Origin of the sequence: Sphingobium sp. SCG-1 (assembly GCF_002953135.1) — a bacterium.
Lineage (GTDB): Bacteria > Pseudomonadota > Alphaproteobacteria > Sphingomonadales > Sphingomonadaceae > Sphingobium.
Map to the genome: position 1 here is coordinate 1,970,863 of NZ_CP026372.1, position 19,495 is coordinate 1,990,357.

Sequence of the window (19,495 nt, forward strand, 5' to 3'; positions counted from 1 at the left end):
CTGAAAACATGTCACGTCGTCGTCGCCCAGAAAAGCGCATCATCCTTCCCGATCCCAAATATGGCGATCAGATCCTCTCCAAGTTCATGAACAGTGTCATGGAAGACGGCAAGAAAGCCGTCGCCGAAGGCATCGTCTATGGCGCTCTTGAGACCGTCGAGGCGAAAGCCAAGAAGGATCCCATCGGCATGTTCCATGACGCATTGAACAATGTGAAGCCCGGCATCGAAGTCCGCAGCCGCCGCGTCGGTGGTGCGACGTACCAGGTTCCCGTCGAAGTGCGCCCCGAGCGCGCCCAGGCGCTGGCGATCCGCTGGCTCATTACGGCCGCACGCAACCGCAGCGAAACCACGATGGCTGCGCGCCTTTCGGGTGAGCTGCTGGATGCCGCGAACAACCGTGGCAATGCCGTGAAGAAGCGTGAAGACACGCACCGGATGGCCGAAGCCAACCGCGCCTTCTCGCATTACCGCTGGTAATCACTATATAGAGGGCCGGGCGCTGCTTAAGCGGCGCCCGGCTTTCATGATTTTCAGGTGAGTTCCGTGTCTCACCGTTCAGTCCGGGGCGTTTTCGCGTGCTCGGCCCCTACTCAGGGCGAACGGTTTGCGCTATGGGCCGCCCCAAGACGCTAGACTCAGATCCCAAACCGCCGCTCATCGGCACCGGAGAACCATCATGGCCCGCAGCCATCCGCTCGACAAGTATCGCAACATCGGCATCATGGCGCACATCGACGCCGGCAAGACGACGACGACCGAGCGCATCCTGTATTACACCGGCAAGTCCTATAAGATCGGCGAAGTCCATGACGGCGCCGCGACGATGGACTGGATGGAGCAGGAGCAGGAGCGTGGCATCACGATCACGTCCGCTGCGACGACGTGCTTCTGGGACGATCACCGCATCAACATCATCGACACCCCCGGCCACGTCGACTTCACCATCGAAGTCGAGCGTTCGCTCCGCGTGCTCGATGGCGCGGTCGCTTGCTTTGACGGCGTTGCTGGCGTTGAGCCGCAGTCCGAAACCGTGTGGCGTCAGGCTGAGAAGTATCACGTGCCTCGCATGTGCTTCGTCAACAAGCTCGATCGCACCGGCGCGAATTTCGAACGCTGCGTAGAAATGATCAAGGATCGCCTCGGCGCGCGTCCGATGGTTCTGTATTTGCCGATCGGTATCGAGGGCGGCTTCAAGGGCCTGGTCGATCTGGTTCGTGATCGTGCGATCATCTGGCAGGACGAAAGCCTCGGCGCGAAGTTCGACTACGCCGAAATTCCTGACGACTTGAAGGATGCCGCTGCCGCTGCCCGCTCGGAATTGATCGAGATGGCTGTCGAGCAGGACGATGAAGTCATGGAAGCCTATCTCGAAGGCAATCTGCCCGACGCGGCGACCCTGACCAAGCTGATTCGCAAGGGCACGCTAAATTTCTCGTTCGTGCCTGTGCTGTGTGGCTCCGCGTTCAAGAACAAGGGCGTGCAGCCCTTGCTCGACGCCGTGGTCGATTATCTGCCCAGCCCGCTGGACATCAAGGATGTCGAAGGCCTGAAGCTGGACGGCGTTACGCCCGACACGCGTCCGCCTGCCGATGACGCACCGTTCTCCGCGCTGGCGTTCAAGATCATGAACGATCCGTTCGTGGGTACGCTGACGTTCGCGCGCATCTACTCCGGCAAGCTGGAAACCGCTTCGTCCGTCACCAACTCGGTGAAGGACAAGAAGGAGAAGGTTGGCCGCATGTTGCTCATGCATGCCAACAGCCGTGAAGACATCCAGGAAGCGTTCGCAGGCGACATCGTCGCTCTCGCGGGTCTCAAGGAAACGACGACCGGTGATACGCTCTGCGCGTCCAATGCGCCGATCATCCTGGAGCGCATGGAATTCCCAGAACCCGTTATCGAGCTCTCGGTGGAACCCAAGACCAAGGCCGACCAGGAAAAGATGGGCGTCGCGCTCAATCGGCTTGCGCGCGAAGATCCGTCCTTCCGCGTGTCTTCGGACAACGAAAGCGGCCAGACCATCATCAAGGGCATGGGCGAACTTCACCTCGAAATTCTCGTCGATCGCATGAAGCGCGAGTTCAAGGTCGAGGCGAACGTCGGTGCGCCGCAGGTCGCTTATCGCGAATATCTCGCGAAGAAGGTCGACGTCGACTACACGCATAAGAAGCAGTCGGGCGGTTCGGGTCAGTTCGGTCGCATCAAGTTCACGGTCGAGCCGGGCGAGCGCGGCCAGGGCGTGATCTTCAACGATGAGATCAAGGGCGGCAATATTCCCAAGGAATATATCCCCTCGGTCGAGAAGGGCATCCGTGAAATCGCCGCAACGGGCTCGCTGATCGGCTTCCCGATCATCGATTTCACCGCGACGCTGTATGACGGCGCCTACCATGACGTCGACTCCTCGGCGCTGGCATTCGAAATCTGTGCTCGTGGCGCGATGCGTGAAGCGGCGCAGAAGGCAGGCATCAAGCTCCTCGAGCCGATCATGAAGGTCGAGGTGGTGACGCCGGAAGATTATCTTGGCGACGTTATCGGCGACATCAACAGCCGCCGTGGTCAGATCCAAGGCACGGACAGCCGAGGCAATGCCCAGGTCGTCGAAGCCGTGGTGCCGCTCGCAAACATGTTCGGCTACGTGAACCAGCTGCGTTCCTTTACGCAGGGACGTGCGCAGTACACGATGCAGTTCTCGCATTACGAAGAAGTTCCGCAGAACGTGGCTGACGAAGTCAAGGCGAAGCTCGCCTGATAAATTTGTCCCGACGGTCCAAATCAGGGTCGTCGGGGCTGGCAATCTGTAAATATACTGCTATGGACGCGCCTTCGCACAGGGAAGCCGGCGCGCGCCCAAGCGGTCAGACCCAAGCTATTTGGACAAGAAGGTAGAGAGAAATGGCGAAAGCTAAGTTTGAGCGGAATAAGCCGCACTGCAACATCGGCACCATCGGTCATGTTGACCATGGCAAGACCTCGCTGACCGCAGCGATCACCAAGGTGTTGGCCGAAACTGGCGGCGCAACCTTCACGAGCTACGACAACATCGACAAGGCGCCTGAAGAGCGCGAGCGCGGCATTACCATTTCGACGGCGCACGTCGAATATGAAACCGAAGCACGCCACTATGCGCACGTCGATTGCCCGGGCCATGCTGACTATGTGAAGAACATGATCACGGGTGCTGCGCAGATGGACGGCGCGATCCTCGTCGTTTCCGCGACCGACGGCCCGATGCCTCAGACCCGCGAGCACATCCTGCTCGCCAAGCAGGTCGGCGTTCCTCAGCTGGTCGTGTTCATGAACAAGGTCGACCTTGTTGATGACGCAGAAATCCTTGAGCTCGTTGAGCTGGAAATCCGCGAGCTGCTGTCGTCATATGATTTCGATGGCGACAACATCCCCATCATCCCTGGTTCGGCCGTTGCTGCCCTTCAGGACAAGACGCCTGAGATCGGCCATGACGCCGTCCTGAAACTGATGTCGGCTGTTGACAGCTGGATCCCGCAGCCTGAGCGTCCGGTGGACAAGCCGTTCCTGATGCCGATCGAAGACGTGTTCTCGATCTCGGGTCGTGGTACGGTTGTGACCGGCCGCGTCGAGACCGGCATCGTCAAGGTTGGCGAAGAAGTCGAGATCGTCGGCATCAAGGACACGCGCAAGACCACCGTTACGGGCGTTGAAATGTTCCGCAAGCTGCTCGACGAAGGTCGTGCAGGCGACAACATCGGTGCGCTGGTTCGTGGCGTTGGTCGTGAAGACGTTGAGCGTGGACAGGTTCTGGCCAAGCCAGGCTCGGTTACGCCGCACACCGAGTTCGACGCTGAAATCTACGTGCTGTCGAAGGAAGAGGGTGGCCGTCACACGCCGTTCTTCGCTAACTACCGCCCGCAGTTCTATTTCCGCACGACCGACGTGACCGGCGAAGTGATCCTTCCTGAAGGCACTGAGATGGTTATGCCCGGCGACAACGTAAAGCTGAACATCAAGCTCATCGCACCGATCGCGATGGACTCGGGTCTGCGCTTCGCAATCCGTGAAGGCGGTCGTACCGTCGGCGCAGGGGTTGTCGGAACGATCTCTAAGTAATATAGGCAGCGAACCGCGCGGGTCTGATGATTCGCGCGGTTCCTGATTTCATCGCCTCGGACCGGTCCTCGCCGGCTTAAACGCTAGAGGATCAACTGGGGCGATTTTGTTTTTGGCTCTTTCGCATCGGTATAACGGACATGGATACGCAGAATATTCGCATTCGCCTGAAGGCTTTTGACCATCGTGTTTTGGATCAGGCCACCGGCGACATTGCCGATACCGCGCGCCGTACGGGTGCGTTGATCCGCGGTCCCATTCCGTTGCCGACGCGCATCGAGAAGTTCACGGTGAACCGTGGTCCGCACGTCGACAAGAAGTCGCGTGAACAGTTCGAGGTTCGCACCTACAAGCGCATGCTTGACATTGTGCAGCCGACGCCCCAAACGGTCGACGCGCTGATGAAGCTCGATTTGGCTGCCGGCGTGAACGTCGAGATCAAGCTCGCTTAAGAGCAGTTAAGGGATACCGCGCAGCTTTGCTGCGGTCCTGGTCCCCCGTCGCTCCCGCATTAGTGGGAGCATCCAACCCGGACGGGGTGATCATCAATTTCGGGTTGGCCCCACAGGAGAAATCCTGCGGGGTCTTTTCGTTGGATACGCCCGCCGTCCCGGTGGGCCTCTATTGGGAGTATGGATCATGCGCACTGGCGTGATCGCGAAAAAAGTGGGGATGACCCGCCTGTTCCAGGATGATGGCCGCCATGTGCCCGTCACCGTTCTGGCACTCGAAGGCAATCAGGTTATCGCTCGCCGCGAAACAGATCGTGACGGCTATATCGCCGTTCAGCTTGGTGCTGGCGTCGCCAAGGCCAAGAATGTTGCCAAGCCGCAGCGTGGCCACTTCGCGAAGGCAGAAGTTGAGCCCAAGGCAAAGGTCTACGAATTCCGCGTTGCCGAGGATGCGCTCCTCGACGTCGGCTCGGAAATCTCCGCCGACCACTTCATTGCGGGCCAGCTCGTCGATGTCAGCGGTCATACGCAGGGCAAGGGCTTTGCCGGTGCGATGAAGCGCTGGGGTTTCGGCGGTATGCGTGCAACCCATGGTGTTTCGATCTCGCACCGTGCCCATGGTTCGACGGGTAACCGTCAGGATCCGGGTCGCGTGTTCAAGAACAAGAAGATGGCCGGCCACATGGGCGACCGTGAACGCACCCAGCAGAACCTGGAAATCGTGCGCACGGACGTTGAGCGCGGCCTCCTGTTCGTCAAGGGCAGCGTTCCGGGTGCCAAGGGCACCTGGCTCACGGTCAAGGATGCGGTCAAGGTGCCTCGTCCCGCCGAAGTGCCTTATCCCGCAAGCCTGAAGCAGGCTGCAAACAGCAACGCCATTGAAGACTCAGAGGCTCCCGCGAACACCCCGGCCGAAGACGCCGTGGCCCCGGAAGCCACCGAAGGCCAGGAGGGCTAAACCATGAAGGTCAATGTACAGACCCTCGACGCGGCAGCCGCTGGCGACATCGATTTGAACGACGACGTGTTTGGCCTTGAGCCGCGCGCCGACATTCTGCATCGTGTTGTTACCTGGCAGCTTGAGAAGCGTCGCGGTACGGCTCGTGGAGCGCGTGAGCGTTCGGACGTGTCGCGCACCGGCAAGAAATTTGGTCGCCAGAAGGGCGGCGGTACGGCGCGTCACGGCGATCGTGCGGCTCCGATCTTCATTGGCGGTGGTAAGGCTCATGGTCCTCGCGTCCGTGACTTCAACCCTTCGCTGAACAAGAAGGTTCGTGCGCTGGGGCTGAAGATGGCGCTGTCGGCGAAGGCGAAAGCCGGAACGCTGACTGTGGTCGACAGCCTCGACGTCAAGGACGGCAAGACGCAGGAACTGGCAGGCAAGCTTGCCGGTCTGGGCCTGACCAAGGCGCTGTTCATCGATGGCGACGCGATCAACGTCAGCTTCGCCCGCGCTTCGTCCAATCTGGTCGGCATCAATGTGCTCCCCGCCGTGGGCGCCAATGTCTACGACATTCTTCGCGCAGACTCGCTGGTCTTGACCCGCGCGGCCGTCGAAAAGCTGGAGGCCCGTTTCAATGGCTAAAAAGCCCACACAGGTTGTCGACAACCGTCACTATGACGTTGTCGTCGCGCCGCACATCACCGAAAAGGCGACGTTGCTTTCTGAGAACAACGCGGTTGTTTTCAAGGTCGCCAACGACGCTACCAAGCCTGAAATCAAGGCAGCTATCGAAGCGCTGTTCGGCGTGACGGTGAAGGCTGTGAACACCATTGTCCAAAAGGGCAAGGTGAAGCGCTGGAAGGGCAAGCCCTACAAGCGTTCCGATTTCAAGAAGGCGATCGTCACGCTTACTGCCGACAGTAAGCAAATTGACGTCACCACCGGTATTTGAGGCGGGATAGATGGCACTCAAGCATTATAATCCGACCAGCCCCGCACGCCGCGGCCTTATCCTCGTCGATCGGTCTGCGCTGCACAAGGGCAAGCCCGTCAAGGCGCTGACCGAAGGTAAGCACAAGACCGGTGGCCGCAACAACAAGGGTCATGTGACCTCGCGCGGCATCGCCGGTGGTCACAAGCAGCGGTATCGCATCATCGACTTCAAGCGTCGCAAGTGGGACGTCGAAGGCACGGTGGAGCGTCTGGAATATGACCCCAACCGTACTGCGTTCATTGCGCTGGTCAGCTATCCCGATGGCGAGCAGTCGTACATTCTGGCTCCCCAGCGTCTTGCGCCGGGTGACAAGGTGATCGCGGCGAAGAAGACGGACGTGAAGCCGGGCAACGCTATGGAACTGGGCCAGATGCCGGTCGGCACGATTTTCCACAATGTGGAAATGAAGCCGGGCAAGGGCGGTCAGCTCGCACGTTCCGCTGGCACCTATGCGCAGCTGGTCGGTCGTGATCGCGGCATGGTGATGGTTCGCCTGAACTCTGGTGAACAGCGCTACATCCGTGCGGAATGCATGGGGACGGTGGGTGCGGTGTCGAACCCCGACAATGCGAACACCAACCTTGCCAAGGCTGGTCGTAACCGCTGGTTGGGAAAGCGTCCGCTGACACGCGGCGTTGCAAAGAACCCGGTCGACCATCCGCATGGTGGTGGTGAAGGCCGGACGTCCGGTGGTCGTCATCCAGTGACGCCATGGGGTAAGCCGACCAAGGGTGCACGCACCCGCCATAACAAGTCGACCGACAACATGATCATCCGGTCACGTCACGCCAAGAAGAAGAGGTAAGCGATGGCTCGTTCCGTCTGGAAAGGTCCGTTCGTGGACCTCAGCCTTCTGAAGAAGGCAGAAACCGCACAGGAAACGAATGCGCGCGCTCCGATCAAGACCTGGTCGCGCCGTTCCACGATCCTGCCGCAGTTCGTTGGCCTGACGTTCAACGTCTATAATGGCCGCAAGCACGTTCCCGTTTCGGTGAACGAGGAAATGGTCGGTCACAAGCTGGGTGAATTTGCGCCGACGCGCTACTTCCCCGGTCACGCTGCCGACAAGAAGGGCAAGCGCTAATGGGCAAGGAAAAGTCCCCTCGTCGGGTTGCCGACAATGAGGCTCTGGCCGTCGGCACCACCATCCGTGGTTCGGCGCAGAAGCTGAACCTGGTGGCGGCGCTGATCCGCGGTCGCAAGGTCGAGGACGCGCTAAACGTCCTGACCTTTTCGACCAAGGCGATGGCAGTCGACGTTCGCAAGGTGCTGGCTTCGGCCATTGCCAACGCGGAAAACAATCACAATCTGGACGTCGATGCGCTGGTCGTCGCCGAAGCATCGGTCGGCAAGGCGCTGACGATGAAGCGGTTCCATACCCGCGGTCGTGGCAAGTCCACCCGTATCCTGAAGCCGTTCAGCCGCGTCCGCATCGTGGTGCGCGAACAGGCAGAAGAGGCAGAGGCGTAAGTCATGGGTCACAAGAGCAATCCGATCGGTCTGCGTCTGCAGATCAACCGCACCTGGGACAGCCGTTGGTACGCCGAGGGTTCGGACTATGGCCGTCTTCTGATGGAAGACATCAAGATCCGCACATTCATCTTCAAGACGCTGCCGCAGGCTGCGATCTCGAAGGTGGTGATCGAGCGTCCGGCCAAGCTGTGCCGCGTGTCGATCTATGCGGCGCGTCCTGGTGTGATCATCGGCAAGAAGGGTGCTGACATCGAGAAGCTTCGCAAGAAGCTAGGCGAGTTCACCACCTCCGACGTGAGCCTGAACATCGTTGAAATCCGGAAGCCGGAAATCGACAGCCGTCTTGTTGCACAGGGCGTTGCCGATCAGCTGGAACGCCGTATCGCATTCCGTCGCGCCATGAAGCGTGCGGTTCAGTCCGCGCTGCGTCTGGGTGCCGAAGGCATCAAGATCACCTGCGGCGGTCGTCTTGGCGGCGCTGAAATCGCGCGCGTCGAGTGGTATCGTGAAGGACGCGTTCCGCTGCACACGCTGCGCGGTAACGTCGATTATGCCGAAGCGACGGCACACACCGCTTATGGCGTGTGCGGCGTGAAGGTTTGGATCTTCAAGGGCGAAATCCTGGGCCATGATCCAATGGCGACCGACCGGCTTATGCTGGAGGCTCAGACCTCCGGCGTGCGCCCGGCGCGCTGAATAGGGTAGACGCATCATGCTGCAACCGAAGAAAATGAAGTTTCGCAAGGCTTTCAAGGGCCGGATCAAGGGGGAGGCCAAGGGTGGCACCGACTTGAACTTCGGGTCTTATGGCCTCAAGGCGATGGAACCGGAACGTCTGACCGCGCGTCAGATCGAAGCCGCCCGTCGTGCGATCACACGTCACATTCGCCGTCAGGGCCGTTTGTGGATCCGTATCTTCCCCGACGTTCCGGTGTCGAAGAAGCCTGCCGAAGTCCGTCAGGGCAAGGGCAAGGGTTCGATCGAATATTGGGCAGCACGGGTGAAGCCGGGCCGCATCCTGTTCGAGCTGGACGGCGTTCCCGGCCCGCTGGCCGCCGAAGCTTTCTCGCGCGCTGCGATGAAGCTGCCCATCAAGACCAAGGTCGTTGCCCGTCTCGGCGACACCTCGCATCTGGGAGCTTAGAGGATATGGCAAACGTAGCTGACCTCAAGACCAAGTCCGACGACGAGCTTTCGACCGAGCTTGGCAATCTGAAGCGCGAGCAGTTCAACCTCCGCTTTCAGGCCGCGACGAACCAGCTGGAAAAGCCCAGCCGGGTGAAGGTCGTTCGTCGCTCGATCGCACAGATCAAGACGTTGCAGGGCGAACGCGCCCGCGCAGCGGCCAAGTAAGGAAGGAACGCATCATGCCCAAGCGCGTGCTTACGGGAACGATCGTTTCCGACAAGACCGACAAGACGGTAGTGGTCCGCGTAGAGCGCAAGGTTAAGCACCCGCTCTACGGCAAGATCATTCGCCGTTCGAAGAAGTATCACGCTCATGACGAAGCGAATGCCTATCACGAAGGTGAGACGGTTCGCATCGAGGAGACCGCGCCGATCTCGAAGCTGAAGACCTGGAAGGTAATCGAGCGGGTAGATACGCACAAGTCGCCCGAAGTCGCTTCCTGAGCTGACACGAACACGGAACTCCCGAGGTCAGTCTCTGACGAAGCCCCGGAAAGCCAAGTAAGAAGGAACCGGATCCATGATCCAGATGCAGTCAAATCTTGAGGTTGCCGATAACAGCGGCGCCAAGCGCGTTCAGTGCATCAAGGTACTTGGCGGCTCCAAGCGCCGCTTCGCGAGCGTAGGCGACATCATCGTCGTCTCCGTGAAGGAAGCTACGCCGCGCGGCCGCGTGAAGAAAGGTGACGTGCATCGTGCCGTCATCGTGCGTACCGCCAAGGATATCCGCCGTGCAGACGGTTCGGTCATCCGTTTCGACGGTAACGCCGCAGTCCTCGTCAACAAGAACGAGGAGCCGATCGGCACCCGTATCTTTGGCCCGGTGGTTCGTGAACTGCGCGCGCGCAAGCACATGAAGATCATCAGCCTTGCTCCTGAGGTGCTGTAATGAGCGCTGCACGTATCAAGAAGGGCGACAAGGTCGTCGTGCTTGCCGGCAAGGACAAGGGCCGCACCGGCACCGTCCTGCAGATGTTCCCGAAGGAGGACAAAGTCCTCGTCGAGGGCGTCAATGTGCATGCACGGCACCGCAAGGCCGACCAGTCGAACCCGCAGGGCGGGATCGATCGCAAGCCTGCGCCGCTGCACATTTCCAACGTCGCGATTGCCGGACCGGACAACAAGCCAACCCGCATTCGCTTCGAAACCAAGGACGGCAAGAAGGTCCGCGTGGCCGTGAAGTCCGGGGAGAGCATCGATGGCTGATGAAAAGTACACGCCGCGTATGCGGTCGCTCTATGACGAGACGATCGTCAAGGCGATGACCGAGAAGTTCGGTTACAAGAACCACATGGAAGTTCCGAAGATCGAGAAGATCGTTCTGAACATGGGTGTGGGCGAAGCGACGCAGGACAAGAAGAAGGTCACTGCCGCCGCCGAGGAAATGGAACTGATCGCTGGCCAAAAGCCGGTCATCACCAAGGCCAAGAAGTCGATCGCACAGTTCAAGCTGCGCGAAGGCATGCCGATCGGCGCGAAGGTAACGCTTCGACGTGAGCGCATGTACGAGTTCCTGGACCGGATCATCACCGTCGCTATGCCTCGTATCCGCGATTTCCGTGGTCTGAATCCCAAGTCTTTCGATGGCCGTGGCAACTACGCCTTCGGGATCAAGGAACAGATCATTTTCCCGGAAATCAACTATGACCGCATCGAACGTGTGCGTGGCATGGACATCATCGTCACCACGACCGCGAAGACGGACGACGAGGCGCGCGAGCTGCTGCGCCTGTTCGGTTTCCCGTTCCCGGTTGAAGAGGCAAAGCAGGCCGCGTGAGCGGACCTGCCAGAGAAAGGAAGAGAACTTAAGTCATGGCGAAACTGAGTTCCATCAACAAGAACGAACGGCGCAAGAAGCTGGTGAAGAAGTATGCCGGCAAATATGCCCGGCTGAAGGCAGTTGCTGCCGACACCAGCGCCGATGACGGTGAGCGTCTTATCGCACGCCTCAAGATGGCTGAGATTCCCCGCAACGGGAATCCCACACGCATTCGCAATCGTTGCGAAGTGACCGGTCGTCCGCGTGCCTATTACCGCAAATTCCGGCTCTGCCGTATTCAGCTGCGCGATCTGGCCAATAAGGGCCTGATCCCCGGCGTCACCAAGTCGAGCTGGTAAGGATATCAACTCATGGCATTGACCGATCCACTGGGTGATATGCTCACCCGCATCCGCAACGGCCAGCAGGCGAAGAAGGACAGCGTTATGTCCCCGGCGTCGAAGCTGCGTGCGCGCGTTCTCGACGTGCTGCAGCGTGAAGGCTATATTCGCGGATATTCCGAAGAAGACCTGGGCAAGCATCCCGGCCTGCGCATCGAACTGAAATATTTCGAAGGCCAGCCCGCGATCAAGCATGTTGCCCGCGTCTCGAAGCCTGGCCGTCGCGTTTATTCCGGTTCGAAAGATCTGCCGGTTATTCGCAATGGCCTGGGCATCACCATCGTATCGACACCGCGTGGCGTTCTGTCCGACGCCGAAGCGCGTGAGCAGAATGTCGGTGGCGAAGTGCTGGCGGAGGTATTCTGATGAGCCGCATCGGTAAAAAGCCGGTCGCGATTCCCTCGGGAGTTACAGCGACCATCGAAGGCAAGCAGCTTTCGGTAAAGGGCCCCAAGGGCACCCTCGCTATGCCGCTGCGTGACGAGATCAGCTACACGGTCGAGGAGGGCGGCATTTCGGTGCAGCCTGCCAACAAGACCAAGGCGGCTCGCGCGTTCTGGGGCATGCAGCGCACGCTGGTGCAGAACCTGATCACGGGTGTCACCGATGGTTTCACCAAGACGCTGCTGATCACGGGTGTCGGTTACCGCGCGAACTCGCAGGGTAAGAACCTGAAGTTGCAGCTTGGTTACAGCCATGACGTCGATTTTGCGATTCCCGAGGGGATCACGATCGCGACGCCGGACAACACCACGATCAACATCACCGGCAACGACAAGCAGCAGGTCGGCCAGGTCGCCGCTGAAATCCGCCGTTGGCGCAAGCCGGAGCCTTACAAGGGCAAGGGCATCAAATATGCGGGCGAGTTCATCTTCCGCAAAGAAGGCAAGAAGAAGTAAGCCATGGCGAAACTCTCTCTCTTCGATCGGCGCCGTCAGCGCGTCCGTACCGCCCTCAAGGCACGCTCGGGCCAGAACCCGCGTCCGCGCCTGTCCATCCACCGTTCGGGCCGGCACATCTATGCCCAGGTCATCGACGACGCGCAGGGCCACACGGTCGCGGCCGCTTCGACCCTGGAAAAGGATGTCCGGGGCCAGGTTGGCTGCACCAAGGACGCAGCTGCCGAAGTTGGCAAGCGCATCGCGGCTGCCGCAACCAAGGCTGGCGTGACCAAGGTCGTGTTCGACCGTGGAGGCTTCCTGTTTCATGGCCGCGTCAAGGCGCTGGCCGATGCCGCTCGTGAAGGCGGTCTGGAGTTCTGATCATGGCAGACGAAAACAACATCGAAGCTGCAGCACCGGCAGCAGACGCACCTGGTGCGGCGCCCGCAGACAACCGTGGTCCCCGTCGGGGCCGTGGTGGTCCGGGTGGCGGCAACAACCGTGGCGGCAATGATCGCAATCGTGGTGGTCGTCGTGACGATCGCCGTGGCGGCAACCGCGACGAAGATCAGGGCGAAGAACTGATCGAGAAGTTGGTGCACATCAACCGTGTTTCCAAGACCGTTAAGGGCGGCAAGCGCTTCGGCTTTGCAGCACTTGTGGTGGTTGGCGACGGCAAGGGTCGTGCAGGCTTCGGCCATGGCAAGGCGCGCGAAGTGCCTGAAGCCATCAGCAAGGCGACGGCCGCTGCCAAGAAGGCAATGGTGCGCGTTCCTCTGAAGGAAGGCCGCACGCTGCATCATGATGGTCTTGGCCATTTCGGTGCCGGTAATGTGACTGTCCGTTCGGCACCTGCCGGTACGGGTATCATCGCCGGTGGCCCGATGCGCGCCGTGTTCGAAAGCCTGGGCGTTGCCGACGTGGTGACTAAGTCCAACGGTACGTCGAACCCGTACAACATGATCCGTGCTACCTTCGAGGCGCTGGGCGAACAGACCAGCCCCAAGGCGGTGGCGCAGCGTCGCGGTAAGAAGGTCGCCGACCTTCTGCGTCGTGGCGGGGCCAGTGTCGAAGTGGCGCAGGCTGACGCCGAAGCGATTGCGGAGTAAGCAGTATGGCAACCATCAAGATCAAGCAGATCGGTTCCCCGATTCGCCGCCCGGCCTCTCAGAAGGAGATTCTGATCGGCCTGGGTCTCAACAAGATGCACCGCGTGGTGGAACTGAACGACAGCCCGGAAATCCGTGGCATGATCGCGAAGCTGCCGCACATGGTGGCGATCGTCGAGGGCTAAACGCCTTTTCGACCAGACAGGTAATAAGCGGGAGAGGGGGAAACCCCTCTTTCGTATTTTAACGGGATGGCGTAGCGGAGCGCTTCTCTATCCCGCTCCACTTCCGGAGCAGCGCGACAAAAGCGAAAGCGAGTGCACAATAATGACTTTTAAATTGAACGAAATCAAAGACAATGAAGGCGCCCGCAAGGGCCGTATGCGCGTTGGACGCGGCATCGGTTCGGGCAAGGGCAAGACCGCTGGCCGTGGCCAGAAGGGTGCCAAGGCGCGTTCGGGCGTAGCGATCAACGGGTTCGAGGGTGGCCAGATGCCGCTCCACATGCGGATCCCTAAGCGCGGCTTCAACAACATCTTCGCCAAGGATTTCGCAACCGTGAACCTCGGCGCCGTGCAGAAGGCGATTGACGCCGGTAAGCTCGACGCGAAGGCCGTGGTCGATCAAGCAGCGTTGCGCGTCGCCAACATCTCGCGCGGCGGCAAGCACGGCGTTCGTCTGCTTGCCAAAGGCGAACTGACCGCCAGCGGGGTCAGCTTCTCGGTAGCAGGTGCTTCGGCTTCTGCGATCGCGGCTGTCGAAAAGGCCGGCGGCAAGGTCGAAGTGCTGGAAACCGTCTCGGCTGCCGAAAAGGCGAAGGCCAAGAAGGGCACCACGCTCGCCGCTGCAAAGGCCGCTGGCAAGAAGTGATTGCCCGAAAGGGTTGAATGCCTGACCCCGCTGCCCGATAATGGGTTGGCGGGGTCAAGCGTTTCTATGTCCGCCAGCCGACTAGCGGATGGTAGATGACACGCGTGCACTCGCCCGCTAAGGGAATTGCGAGTCCGGTGCCATCATCATGGCCCATCGCACAAGATTTGAAGGTTTGAAAAGCGCATGGCATCGAGAGCCGACCAGCTTGCATCCAGCATCAGTTTCGCCAAGTTCAGCCAGGCGACCGATCTGAAGAAGCGTCTGTGGTTTACCGTAGGCGCGCTGATCGTGTTCCGGTTCCTGAGCTTTGTGCCGCTGCCGGGTGTTGACCCAACTGTGCTAGCGGAGCTTTACAAGCAGACGCAGGGCGGCATCCTCGACATCTTCAACACCTTCTCGGGTGGTTCGCTTCAGCGCATGAGCCTCATCGCGCTGGGCGTTATGCCCTACATCACGGCGTCGATTGTGGTGCAGCTTTCCGCGTCGCTTTCGCCCCAATTGGCGGCAATCAAGAAGGAGGGCGAAAGCGGGCGTAAGAAGCTCAACCAATATACGCGTTACGGGACCGTCGGTCTGACGGCCGTGCAAGGCTATTTCATTGCCGTCGGGCTGGAGAGCTTCGGCGCCCAAGCCGGGCAACAGGCCGTGGTTGACCCCGGCATGCTGTTCCGCGTTGCTGCGGTCATATCGCTGATCGGCGGCACGATGTTCCTGATGTGGCTGGGTGAGCAGATCACCAGCCGCGGCATCGGCAACGGTACATCGCTCATCATCATGGCGGGCATCGTCGCGCAACTTCCCGTAACGCTGAGCAATCTGTTCGCGTCGGGTCGCGAAGGTTCGATCTCCGGTCTGCTCATCATGGGCGTCATCGTGCTTTGCCTGGGCCTGATCGCTTTCATCTGCTTCATGGAGCGTGCCCAGCGCCGCGTGCTGATCCAGTATCCCAAGCGCCAAACGCGCCAGGGCATCATGCAGGCGGACCGCAGCCATCTGCCGCTGAAGGTCAACACCGCCGGCGTCATTCCCCCAATCTTCGCGTCGTCGCTGCTGCTGATGCCGCTCACCATCTCGCAATTCGCAGGCCAGACGGTGGCAGGCGAAAGCCGCATGGGCGATTTCGTGCTGTCGCTGAACCAGTATCTGTCGCACGGGAGCCCGTTGTACATGGGCCTTTATGGGCTTGGCATCGTGTTCTTCTGCTTCTTCTACACCGCTGTCGTGTTCAATCCGGAAGAAACTGCCGATAACCTCAAGCGTAATGGCGGCTTCATCCCTGGCATCCGTCCGGGCAAGAACACCGAGAATTATCTCGATTACGTGCTGACGCGCATTACCGTGATCGGCGCGGCCTATCTGGCGATCATTTGCCTCATTCCGGAGTTCCTGATCGCGCGGGCTGGAATCCCCTTCTATCTGGGGGGGACTAGCTTGTTGATCGTGGTCAACGTAACAGTGGATACCGTAACGCAGATCCAGAGCCATCTTCTTGCGCATCAATATGGCGACCTTATCAAGAAGGCAAAGCTCAAGGGCCGCATCCGTTAGACAATAGCGGGATTATCGCGCCACAAAACAGGGGAGACGCGCGCGCATGAATATCATCCTTCTCGGGCCTCCGGGCGCTGGCAAAGGTACGCAGGCGACGCAACTGGTCGACAGCCGGGGCATGGTGCAGCTTTCCACCGGAGATATGCTACGGGCTGCCGTGAAGGCTGGCACGCCTACCGGCGTCAAAGCCAAAGCGGTGATGGAAGCAGGCCAGTTGGTTTCTGATGATATCGTTTCTGGCATCATTGGTGAAGCGCTCGATGCGCTTGCGCCAGACACCGGCGTTATCTTCGACGGTTATCCCCGGACTGCGGCTCAAGCTGAATCGCTGGACGAAATTCTCTCCGTCCGTGGCCGCACTTTACATCATGTGATCGAACTGGAAGTAGACGAGGATGCGCTTGTCGAGCGGATCACCGGCCGCTTCACCTGCGCGAAATGTGGCGAAGGGTATCACGACACGTTCAAGCAGCCCAAGGTTGCAGATGTATGCGACAGATGCGGCAGCACGGAATTCAAGCGTCGTCCCGATGACAACGAGGAAACTGTTCGTACGCGCATGGCCGAGTATCGCGCAAAGACCGCGCCAATTCTGCCCATCTATGAGGCACGCGGTATCGTCAGCCGGGTTGATGGCATGGCCGATATGGCGCTTGTATCGGCTGCTATCGCGGCGGTGCTCGACGGAAGATAAGAATGCTAACTGTCTTTTTAACAGGTAGGCAGAGCGAGCGATTGTGCCTTTAGCTGCCGGAAATGTAACGCCGTCCATAGGAGATTACATGGACAGGCGCATCGGTTTGCGCGAGGCCACGGCTAGGACCGCTGGAGAAAAGCCTTATTCAAATCCGCAAGGGCATATCCTTACGCATCTTTACTGATACACTACCGCAACAATGATGGTCCGACTCGAACTGGACTGCGTGGGCCGCACTGATTTGACCCATGGGGGAGTGCAAGATGGCCGTTACAGATCACGTCGATTTGGCGACATTCATTCAAGGCGTGCGTAAGCGCAATCCGGGGCAGGATGAATTCATCCAGGCTGTGCAGGAAGTTGCGGAAGATATTTACGACTTCATTGCCGATAAAGAGCAATATCACCACTATCAAATCCTGCGCCGTATCGCCGAACCGGACCGCATCGTGTCCTTCCGCGTCAGTTGGGAAGACGACAATCACAACATCCGCGTGAACCGCGGCTGGCGTGTCCAGAACAATAACGCCATCGGCCCATATAAGGGCGGCATCCGCTTTCATCCCTCGGTCACCGAAAGCGTGCTCAAATTTCTGGCTTTCGAGCAGACGTTCAAGAACGCACTCACCGGTCTCCCCATGGGCGGCGGCAAAGGTGGCGCTAACTTCAATCCCAAGGGCAAGAGCGACCATGAAGTCATGCGCTTCTGCCAGAGCTTCATGACTGAACTATACCGCCATGTTGGCGCGGACGTGGACGTCCCCGCGGGTGACATTGGCGTAGGCTCGCGCGAAATCGGCTATATGTTCGGACAGTATAAGCGCATCACCAATCAGTTTACCGGCGTGCTGACGGGCAAGGGGCTGGAATATGGCGGCTCGCTGATCCGTCCCGAAGCGACAGGCTATGGCGCGGTCTACTTCCTCGCGAACATGTTGAAGACCAAGGGGCAGGATCTCTCCGGCAAAACCGCTGTCATTTCTGGCTCGGGCAATGTGGCGACACATGCAGCGGAGAAAGTGGTGCAGCTTGGTGGCAAGGTGCTGACGCTGTCTGACAGTCAGGGTTTCATCCACGATCCCGATGGCATCACGCAGGAAAAAATCGACTGGGTGAAAACGCACAAGACCAGACGGCGCGGGCGCATCGCAGATTATGCGGCGGAGTTCACCGGGGCAACCTTCACTGAGGGAAAGACGCCCTGGGGCGTACCATGCGATGTGGCGCTACCTTGCGCGACGCAGAACGAGTTGGTGGGTGACGACGCGAAGCTGCTGGTCAGCAACGGCTGCATGGCGGTAGCTGAGGGCGCCAACATGCCCACCAATCTGGAAGGTGTGCATGTCTTCAAGGACGCCAAAATCCTCTTTGCTCCGGGCAAGGCGGCCAATGCGGGCGGCGTTGCGGTGTCCGGCCTGGAGATGAGCCAGAACAGCGAACGGCGTTCTTGGAAAGAAGCCGAGCTACAGCAGTTGCTCCTCGACATCATGGAAGGCATTCACAGCAGCTGCGTTGCCTATGGCGATCAAGGCGGCGGCTATACCGATTACGTGAAGGGCGCGAATATCGCAGGCTTCAAGAAAGTCGCGGACGCCATGCTGGCCTATGGCGTAGTATGATCGGCACTGCTGCGTCGGGCCCTGCAAGGCCAGGCGCGGCAGGTTCGCCAACGGGCTGGTCAATTCCGTTTTGCGCGCTATCCTGCATCCCCAACAATAAGGAGGATGCCATGATCGTGACGTTTATCGGAACGGATCGCTCAGAGACCGCAGTCAACGCGACGCAGGTCACATTCGTCTCGTCGGTCACTGATGGAACGCGTATACGTTTTGGTGAGGGCCGGAGCGTCACCGTGACCGAACCGATTGCGGAAGTCGTAGAAACGCTCAATCGTGGCCTACGCCCGCACGAATAGCCAAGTGCCTCATCCTTATCGCTTCACATAAGTTGATCCCGATACGCGCAGACATGTTGGGACGGCGAGGCGATGGCTTGACACCCTCCTGACGACTCATTAAGGGCAGCCAATCCCGACACGCTTGGTTGCGGCAGTGCAGATGCGCTGGCCGTCTTTTTTGCGTCCGGGGGTTCACATCGAAGCTTTGAGATGGGGCGCTGCCACACGCCCCGTGGAGCAGGAGAATAAGTTACATGGCACGTATTGCGGGCGTCAATATCCCGACCAACAAGCGCGTGATTATCGCGCTCACCTACATCCACGGCATTGGTCGCAAGACCGCCGCCGACATCGCTGAAAAGCTGGGCATCGATCAGAGCCGTCGCGTGCAGGATCTTTCCGACGCCGAAGTTCTGCAGATCCGCGAAGCGATCGATGCGAGCTATCAGGTCGAGGGCGATCTGCGTCGTACGACTGCAATGAACATCAAGCGCCTGATGGATCTCGCCTGCTATCGCGGCTTGCGTCATCGCAAGGGTCTGCCGGTTCGCGGTCAGCGTACCCACACCAACGCCCGCACCCGCAAGGGTAAGGCAAAGGCGATTGCCGGCAAGAAGAAGTAAGTCGCTCGGCCTCTTTGCAGGCTTTGAGAGACTTCTTTTTTCCAGTTTTGAGTAGGACAGTAAAATGGCACGGGAACCCCAGCGCATTAAGAAGCGGGAGCGCAAGAATATTTCCTCCGGCGTCGCGCATGTGAACGCCAGCTTCAATAACACCATGATCACGATCACCGATGCACAGGGTAACGCGATCTCATGGTCATCCGCAGGCACCATGGGCTTCAAGGGGTCGCGCAAGTCGACACCTTATGCGGCTCAGGTTTGCGCGGAAGACGCAGGGCGCAAGGCCGCGGAACATGGCGTGCGCACCCTGGAAGTCGAAGTGAAGGGCCCGGGTTCGGGTCGTGAATCGGCGCTTCGCGCGCTGCAGGCGGTCGGTTTCACGATCACCTCCATCCGGGACGTTACGCCGATCCCGCACAACGGCGTGCGCCCCTCCAAGCGTCGCCGCGTTTAAGGCCAAAGCCGTTTTGATGTGCGGCGGACGCGTCGCGCATCCACTTTTGAATCGGCCGGGGCACTTCCACTGACGCAGCGGAGCGGCCCCCGCCACATTCCCAGGGGAATTAC

At 59.7% G+C, this 19,495-nt stretch carries 30 protein-coding genes; all 30 read left to right on the forward strand.

What is annotated here, in order from left to right; genetic code table 11:
- The first annotated feature begins 8 nt into the window (after nucleotides 1-8).
- The 30 genes from rpsG to rpsK all read left to right on the forward strand — a co-directional run bounded on the left by rpsG (nucleotide 9) and on the right by rpsK (nucleotide 19,382).
- Nucleotides 9-479, forward strand: coding sequence for a 30S ribosomal protein S7 (rpsG, locus tag C1T17_RS09035; protein WP_104953160.1), 471 nt, complete (start codon nucleotides 9-11; stop codon nucleotides 477-479).
- A gap of 199 nt (nucleotides 480-678) precedes the next feature.
- Entirely contained in the window at nucleotides 679-2,754 is a 2,076-nt protein-coding gene (gene fusA / locus C1T17_RS09040) for an elongation factor G (protein ID WP_104953161.1), read from the forward strand.
- Nucleotides 2,755-2,897: 143 nt separating this feature from the next.
- The gene (tuf, locus tag C1T17_RS09045; RefSeq protein WP_104953162.1) at nucleotides 2,898-4,088 is read left to right on the forward strand and encodes an elongation factor Tu; all 1,191 of its coding nucleotides are present in this window, start codon (nucleotides 2,898-2,900) and stop codon (nucleotides 4,086-4,088) included.
- A gap of 140 nt (nucleotides 4,089-4,228) precedes the next feature.
- A complete protein-coding gene (gene rpsJ / locus C1T17_RS09050; protein ID WP_104953163.1) occupies nucleotides 4,229-4,540 on the forward strand; it encodes a 30S ribosomal protein S10 in 312 nt (103 codons plus the stop codon).
- A 187-nt stretch (nucleotides 4,541-4,727) separates the two neighbouring features.
- Nucleotides 4,728-5,498 (forward strand): 50S ribosomal protein L3, encoded by a 771-nt coding sequence (rplC, locus tag C1T17_RS09055; protein ID WP_104953164.1) that lies wholly within the window; start codon nucleotides 4,728-4,730, stop codon nucleotides 5,496-5,498.
- Nucleotides 5,499-5,501: 3 nt separating this feature from the next.
- Nucleotides 5,502-6,125, forward strand: a complete 624-nt coding sequence (gene rplD, locus C1T17_RS09060; protein WP_104953165.1) for a 50S ribosomal protein L4 — start codon at nucleotides 5,502-5,504, stop codon at nucleotides 6,123-6,125.
- Nucleotides 6,118-6,435, forward strand: a complete 318-nt coding sequence (locus tag C1T17_RS09065) for a 50S ribosomal protein L23 (RefSeq protein ID WP_104953166.1) — start codon at nucleotides 6,118-6,120, stop codon at nucleotides 6,433-6,435. The genes rplD and C1T17_RS09065 overlap by 8 nt, the downstream gene beginning before the upstream one ends.
- A gap of 10 nt (nucleotides 6,436-6,445) precedes the next feature.
- Nucleotides 6,446-7,282 (forward strand): 50S ribosomal protein L2, encoded by an 837-nt coding sequence (gene rplB, locus C1T17_RS09070; RefSeq protein ID WP_104953167.1) that lies wholly within the window; start codon nucleotides 6,446-6,448, stop codon nucleotides 7,280-7,282.
- A gap of 3 nt (nucleotides 7,283-7,285) precedes the next feature.
- Nucleotides 7,286-7,561, forward strand: coding sequence for a 30S ribosomal protein S19 (gene rpsS / locus C1T17_RS09075; protein WP_104953168.1), 276 nt, complete (start codon nucleotides 7,286-7,288; stop codon nucleotides 7,559-7,561).
- On the forward strand, nucleotides 7,561-7,947 hold the full coding sequence (gene rplV, locus C1T17_RS09080; RefSeq protein WP_104953169.1) for a 50S ribosomal protein L22: 387 nt from the start codon (nucleotides 7,561-7,563) through the stop codon (nucleotides 7,945-7,947). The genes rpsS and rplV overlap by 1 nt, the downstream gene beginning before the upstream one ends.
- A gap of 3 nt (nucleotides 7,948-7,950) precedes the next feature.
- Nucleotides 7,951-8,646, forward strand: coding sequence for a 30S ribosomal protein S3 (gene rpsC / locus C1T17_RS09085; protein ID WP_104953170.1), 696 nt, complete (start codon nucleotides 7,951-7,953; stop codon nucleotides 8,644-8,646).
- Between the two features lie 16 nt (nucleotides 8,647-8,662).
- Complete coding sequence (gene rplP, locus C1T17_RS09090; protein ID WP_104953171.1) at nucleotides 8,663-9,094, forward strand: 50S ribosomal protein L16; 432 nt, start codon at nucleotides 8,663-8,665, stop codon at nucleotides 9,092-9,094.
- A 5-nt stretch (nucleotides 9,095-9,099) separates the two neighbouring features.
- Complete coding sequence (rpmC, locus tag C1T17_RS09095) at nucleotides 9,100-9,303, forward strand: 50S ribosomal protein L29 (protein WP_104953172.1); 204 nt, start codon at nucleotides 9,100-9,102, stop codon at nucleotides 9,301-9,303.
- A gap of 14 nt (nucleotides 9,304-9,317) precedes the next feature.
- Nucleotides 9,318-9,581: a 30S ribosomal protein S17 gene (gene rpsQ / locus C1T17_RS09100; protein WP_104953173.1), complete on the forward strand. Its 264-nt coding sequence runs from the start codon at nucleotides 9,318-9,320 to the stop codon at nucleotides 9,579-9,581.
- Between the two features lie 76 nt (nucleotides 9,582-9,657).
- A complete protein-coding gene (rplN, locus tag C1T17_RS09105; protein ID WP_104953174.1) occupies nucleotides 9,658-10,026 on the forward strand; it encodes a 50S ribosomal protein L14 in 369 nt (122 codons plus the stop codon).
- The gene (gene rplX, locus C1T17_RS09110) at nucleotides 10,026-10,343 is read left to right on the forward strand and encodes a 50S ribosomal protein L24 (RefSeq protein WP_104953175.1); all 318 of its coding nucleotides are present in this window, start codon (nucleotides 10,026-10,028) and stop codon (nucleotides 10,341-10,343) included. The genes rplN and rplX overlap by 1 nt, the downstream gene beginning before the upstream one ends.
- The gene (rplE, locus tag C1T17_RS09115; RefSeq protein WP_104953176.1) at nucleotides 10,336-10,914 is read left to right on the forward strand and encodes a 50S ribosomal protein L5; all 579 of its coding nucleotides are present in this window, start codon (nucleotides 10,336-10,338) and stop codon (nucleotides 10,912-10,914) included. The genes rplX and rplE overlap by 8 nt, the downstream gene beginning before the upstream one ends.
- A 35-nt stretch (nucleotides 10,915-10,949) precedes the next feature.
- Nucleotides 10,950-11,255, forward strand: coding sequence for a 30S ribosomal protein S14 (rpsN, locus tag C1T17_RS09120; protein WP_104953177.1), 306 nt, complete (start codon nucleotides 10,950-10,952; stop codon nucleotides 11,253-11,255).
- A 12-nt stretch (nucleotides 11,256-11,267) separates the two neighbouring features.
- On the forward strand, nucleotides 11,268-11,663 hold the full coding sequence (gene rpsH / locus C1T17_RS09125) for a 30S ribosomal protein S8 (protein ID WP_104953178.1): 396 nt from the start codon (nucleotides 11,268-11,270) through the stop codon (nucleotides 11,661-11,663).
- Complete coding sequence (gene rplF, locus C1T17_RS09130) at nucleotides 11,663-12,196, forward strand: 50S ribosomal protein L6 (protein WP_104953179.1); 534 nt, start codon at nucleotides 11,663-11,665, stop codon at nucleotides 12,194-12,196. Before rpsH ends, rplF begins: the two co-directional genes overlap by 1 nt.
- Nucleotides 12,197-12,199: 3 nt before the next feature.
- Nucleotides 12,200-12,559 (forward strand): 50S ribosomal protein L18, encoded by a 360-nt coding sequence (rplR, locus tag C1T17_RS09135; protein ID WP_104953180.1) that lies wholly within the window; start codon nucleotides 12,200-12,202, stop codon nucleotides 12,557-12,559.
- Nucleotides 12,560-12,561: 2 nt separating this feature from the next.
- Nucleotides 12,562-13,287, forward strand: coding sequence for a 30S ribosomal protein S5 (gene rpsE / locus C1T17_RS09140; RefSeq protein WP_104953181.1), 726 nt, complete (start codon nucleotides 12,562-12,564; stop codon nucleotides 13,285-13,287).
- 5 nt (nucleotides 13,288-13,292) lie between these two features.
- Entirely contained in the window at nucleotides 13,293-13,472 is a 180-nt protein-coding gene (gene rpmD / locus C1T17_RS09145; RefSeq protein WP_104953182.1) for a 50S ribosomal protein L30, read from the forward strand.
- Between the two features lie 142 nt (nucleotides 13,473-13,614).
- The gene (rplO, locus tag C1T17_RS09150; RefSeq protein WP_104953183.1) at nucleotides 13,615-14,157 is read left to right on the forward strand and encodes a 50S ribosomal protein L15; all 543 of its coding nucleotides are present in this window, start codon (nucleotides 13,615-13,617) and stop codon (nucleotides 14,155-14,157) included.
- Nucleotides 14,158-14,343: 186 nt separating this feature from the next.
- Nucleotides 14,344-15,708, forward strand: a complete 1,365-nt coding sequence (gene secY, locus C1T17_RS09155) for a preprotein translocase subunit SecY (RefSeq protein ID WP_104953184.1) — start codon at nucleotides 14,344-14,346, stop codon at nucleotides 15,706-15,708.
- A gap of 46 nt (nucleotides 15,709-15,754) precedes the next feature.
- Nucleotides 15,755-16,405 carry an adenylate kinase gene (locus C1T17_RS09160; protein WP_104953185.1) on the forward strand — a complete coding sequence of 217 codons (651 nt, stop codon included), beginning with the start codon at nucleotides 15,755-15,757 and terminating at the stop codon, nucleotides 16,403-16,405.
- A 266-nt stretch (nucleotides 16,406-16,671) separates the two neighbouring features.
- A complete protein-coding gene (gene gdhA / locus C1T17_RS09165) occupies nucleotides 16,672-18,027 on the forward strand; it encodes an NADP-specific glutamate dehydrogenase (protein WP_104953186.1) in 1,356 nt (451 codons plus the stop codon).
- Nucleotides 18,028-18,137: 110 nt separating this feature from the next.
- Nucleotides 18,138-18,323 (forward strand): hypothetical protein, encoded by a 186-nt coding sequence (locus C1T17_RS09170; protein ID WP_104955108.1) that lies wholly within the window; start codon nucleotides 18,138-18,140, stop codon nucleotides 18,321-18,323.
- 236 nt (nucleotides 18,324-18,559) lie between these two features.
- Nucleotides 18,560-18,928, forward strand: a complete 369-nt coding sequence (rpsM, locus tag C1T17_RS09175) for a 30S ribosomal protein S13 (RefSeq protein WP_104953187.1) — start codon at nucleotides 18,560-18,562, stop codon at nucleotides 18,926-18,928.
- A 64-nt stretch (nucleotides 18,929-18,992) separates the two neighbouring features.
- A complete protein-coding gene (gene rpsK / locus C1T17_RS09180; RefSeq protein ID WP_104953188.1) occupies nucleotides 18,993-19,382 on the forward strand; it encodes a 30S ribosomal protein S11 in 390 nt (129 codons plus the stop codon).
- Nucleotides 19,383-19,495: the final 113 nt, after the last annotated feature.

What these genes read in the sequence shown, in the direction of transcription:
- rplD (WP_104953165.1), top strand. Translation starts at nt 5,502, where the DNA reads ATGAAGGTCAATGTACAGACCCTCGACGCGGCAGCCGCTGGCGACATC.
- rpsC (WP_104953170.1), top strand. Translation starts at nt 7,951, where the DNA reads ATGGGTCACAAGAGCAATCCGATCGGTCTGCGTCTGCAGATCAACCGC.
- rplP (WP_104953171.1), top strand. Translation starts at nt 8,663, where the DNA reads ATGCTGCAACCGAAGAAAATGAAGTTTCGCAAGGCTTTCAAGGGCCGG.
- rplE (WP_104953176.1), top strand. Translation starts at nt 10,336, where the DNA reads ATGGCTGATGAAAAGTACACGCCGCGTATGCGGTCGCTCTATGACGAG.
- rplO (WP_104953183.1), top strand. Translation starts at nt 13,615, where the DNA reads ATGACTTTTAAATTGAACGAAATCAAAGACAATGAAGGCGCCCGCAAG.
- gdhA (WP_104953186.1), top strand. Translation starts at nt 16,672, where the DNA reads ATGGCCGTTACAGATCACGTCGATTTGGCGACATTCATTCAAGGCGTG.
- rpsE (WP_104953181.1), top strand. Translation starts at nt 12,562, where the DNA reads ATGGCAGACGAAAACAACATCGAAGCTGCAGCACCGGCAGCAGACGCA.
- C1T17_RS09170 (WP_104955108.1), top strand. Translation starts at nt 18,138, where the DNA reads ATGATCGTGACGTTTATCGGAACGGATCGCTCAGAGACCGCAGTCAAC.
- rpsH (WP_104953178.1), top strand. Translation starts at nt 11,268, where the DNA reads ATGGCATTGACCGATCCACTGGGTGATATGCTCACCCGCATCCGCAAC.
- rpsJ (WP_104953163.1), top strand. Translation starts at nt 4,229, where the DNA reads ATGGATACGCAGAATATTCGCATTCGCCTGAAGGCTTTTGACCATCGT.
- C1T17_RS09160 (WP_104953185.1), top strand. Translation starts at nt 15,755, where the DNA reads ATGAATATCATCCTTCTCGGGCCTCCGGGCGCTGGCAAAGGTACGCAG.
- rpsN (WP_104953177.1), top strand. Translation starts at nt 10,950, where the DNA reads ATGGCGAAACTGAGTTCCATCAACAAGAACGAACGGCGCAAGAAGCTG.
- rpmD (WP_104953182.1), top strand. Translation starts at nt 13,293, where the DNA reads ATGGCAACCATCAAGATCAAGCAGATCGGTTCCCCGATTCGCCGCCCG.
- fusA (WP_104953161.1), top strand. Translation starts at nt 679, where the DNA reads ATGGCCCGCAGCCATCCGCTCGACAAGTATCGCAACATCGGCATCATG.
- rpmC (WP_104953172.1), top strand. Translation starts at nt 9,100, where the DNA reads ATGGCAAACGTAGCTGACCTCAAGACCAAGTCCGACGACGAGCTTTCG.
- rplC (WP_104953164.1), top strand. Translation starts at nt 4,728, where the DNA reads ATGCGCACTGGCGTGATCGCGAAAAAAGTGGGGATGACCCGCCTGTTC.
- rpsG (WP_104953160.1), top strand. Translation starts at nt 9, where the DNA reads ATGTCACGTCGTCGTCGCCCAGAAAAGCGCATCATCCTTCCCGATCCC.
- rplX (WP_104953175.1), top strand. Translation starts at nt 10,026, where the DNA reads ATGAGCGCTGCACGTATCAAGAAGGGCGACAAGGTCGTCGTGCTTGCC.
- rpsM (WP_104953187.1), top strand. Translation starts at nt 18,560, where the DNA reads ATGGCACGTATTGCGGGCGTCAATATCCCGACCAACAAGCGCGTGATT.
- rplN (WP_104953174.1), top strand. Translation starts at nt 9,658, where the DNA reads ATGATCCAGATGCAGTCAAATCTTGAGGTTGCCGATAACAGCGGCGCC.
- secY (WP_104953184.1), top strand. Translation starts at nt 14,344, where the DNA reads ATGGCATCGAGAGCCGACCAGCTTGCATCCAGCATCAGTTTCGCCAAG.
- rpsS (WP_104953168.1), top strand. Translation starts at nt 7,286, where the DNA reads ATGGCTCGTTCCGTCTGGAAAGGTCCGTTCGTGGACCTCAGCCTTCTG.
- rpsQ (WP_104953173.1), top strand. Translation starts at nt 9,318, where the DNA reads ATGCCCAAGCGCGTGCTTACGGGAACGATCGTTTCCGACAAGACCGAC.
- rplF (WP_104953179.1), top strand. Translation starts at nt 11,663, where the DNA reads ATGAGCCGCATCGGTAAAAAGCCGGTCGCGATTCCCTCGGGAGTTACA.
- tuf (WP_104953162.1), top strand. Translation starts at nt 2,898, where the DNA reads ATGGCGAAAGCTAAGTTTGAGCGGAATAAGCCGCACTGCAACATCGGC.
- rplV (WP_104953169.1), top strand. Translation starts at nt 7,561, where the DNA reads ATGGGCAAGGAAAAGTCCCCTCGTCGGGTTGCCGACAATGAGGCTCTG.
- rplR (WP_104953180.1), top strand. Translation starts at nt 12,200, where the DNA reads ATGGCGAAACTCTCTCTCTTCGATCGGCGCCGTCAGCGCGTCCGTACC.
- rplB (WP_104953167.1), top strand. Translation starts at nt 6,446, where the DNA reads ATGGCACTCAAGCATTATAATCCGACCAGCCCCGCACGCCGCGGCCTT.
- C1T17_RS09065 (WP_104953166.1), top strand. Translation starts at nt 6,118, where the DNA reads ATGGCTAAAAAGCCCACACAGGTTGTCGACAACCGTCACTATGACGTT.
- rpsK (WP_104953188.1), top strand. Translation starts at nt 18,993, where the DNA reads ATGGCACGGGAACCCCAGCGCATTAAGAAGCGGGAGCGCAAGAATATT.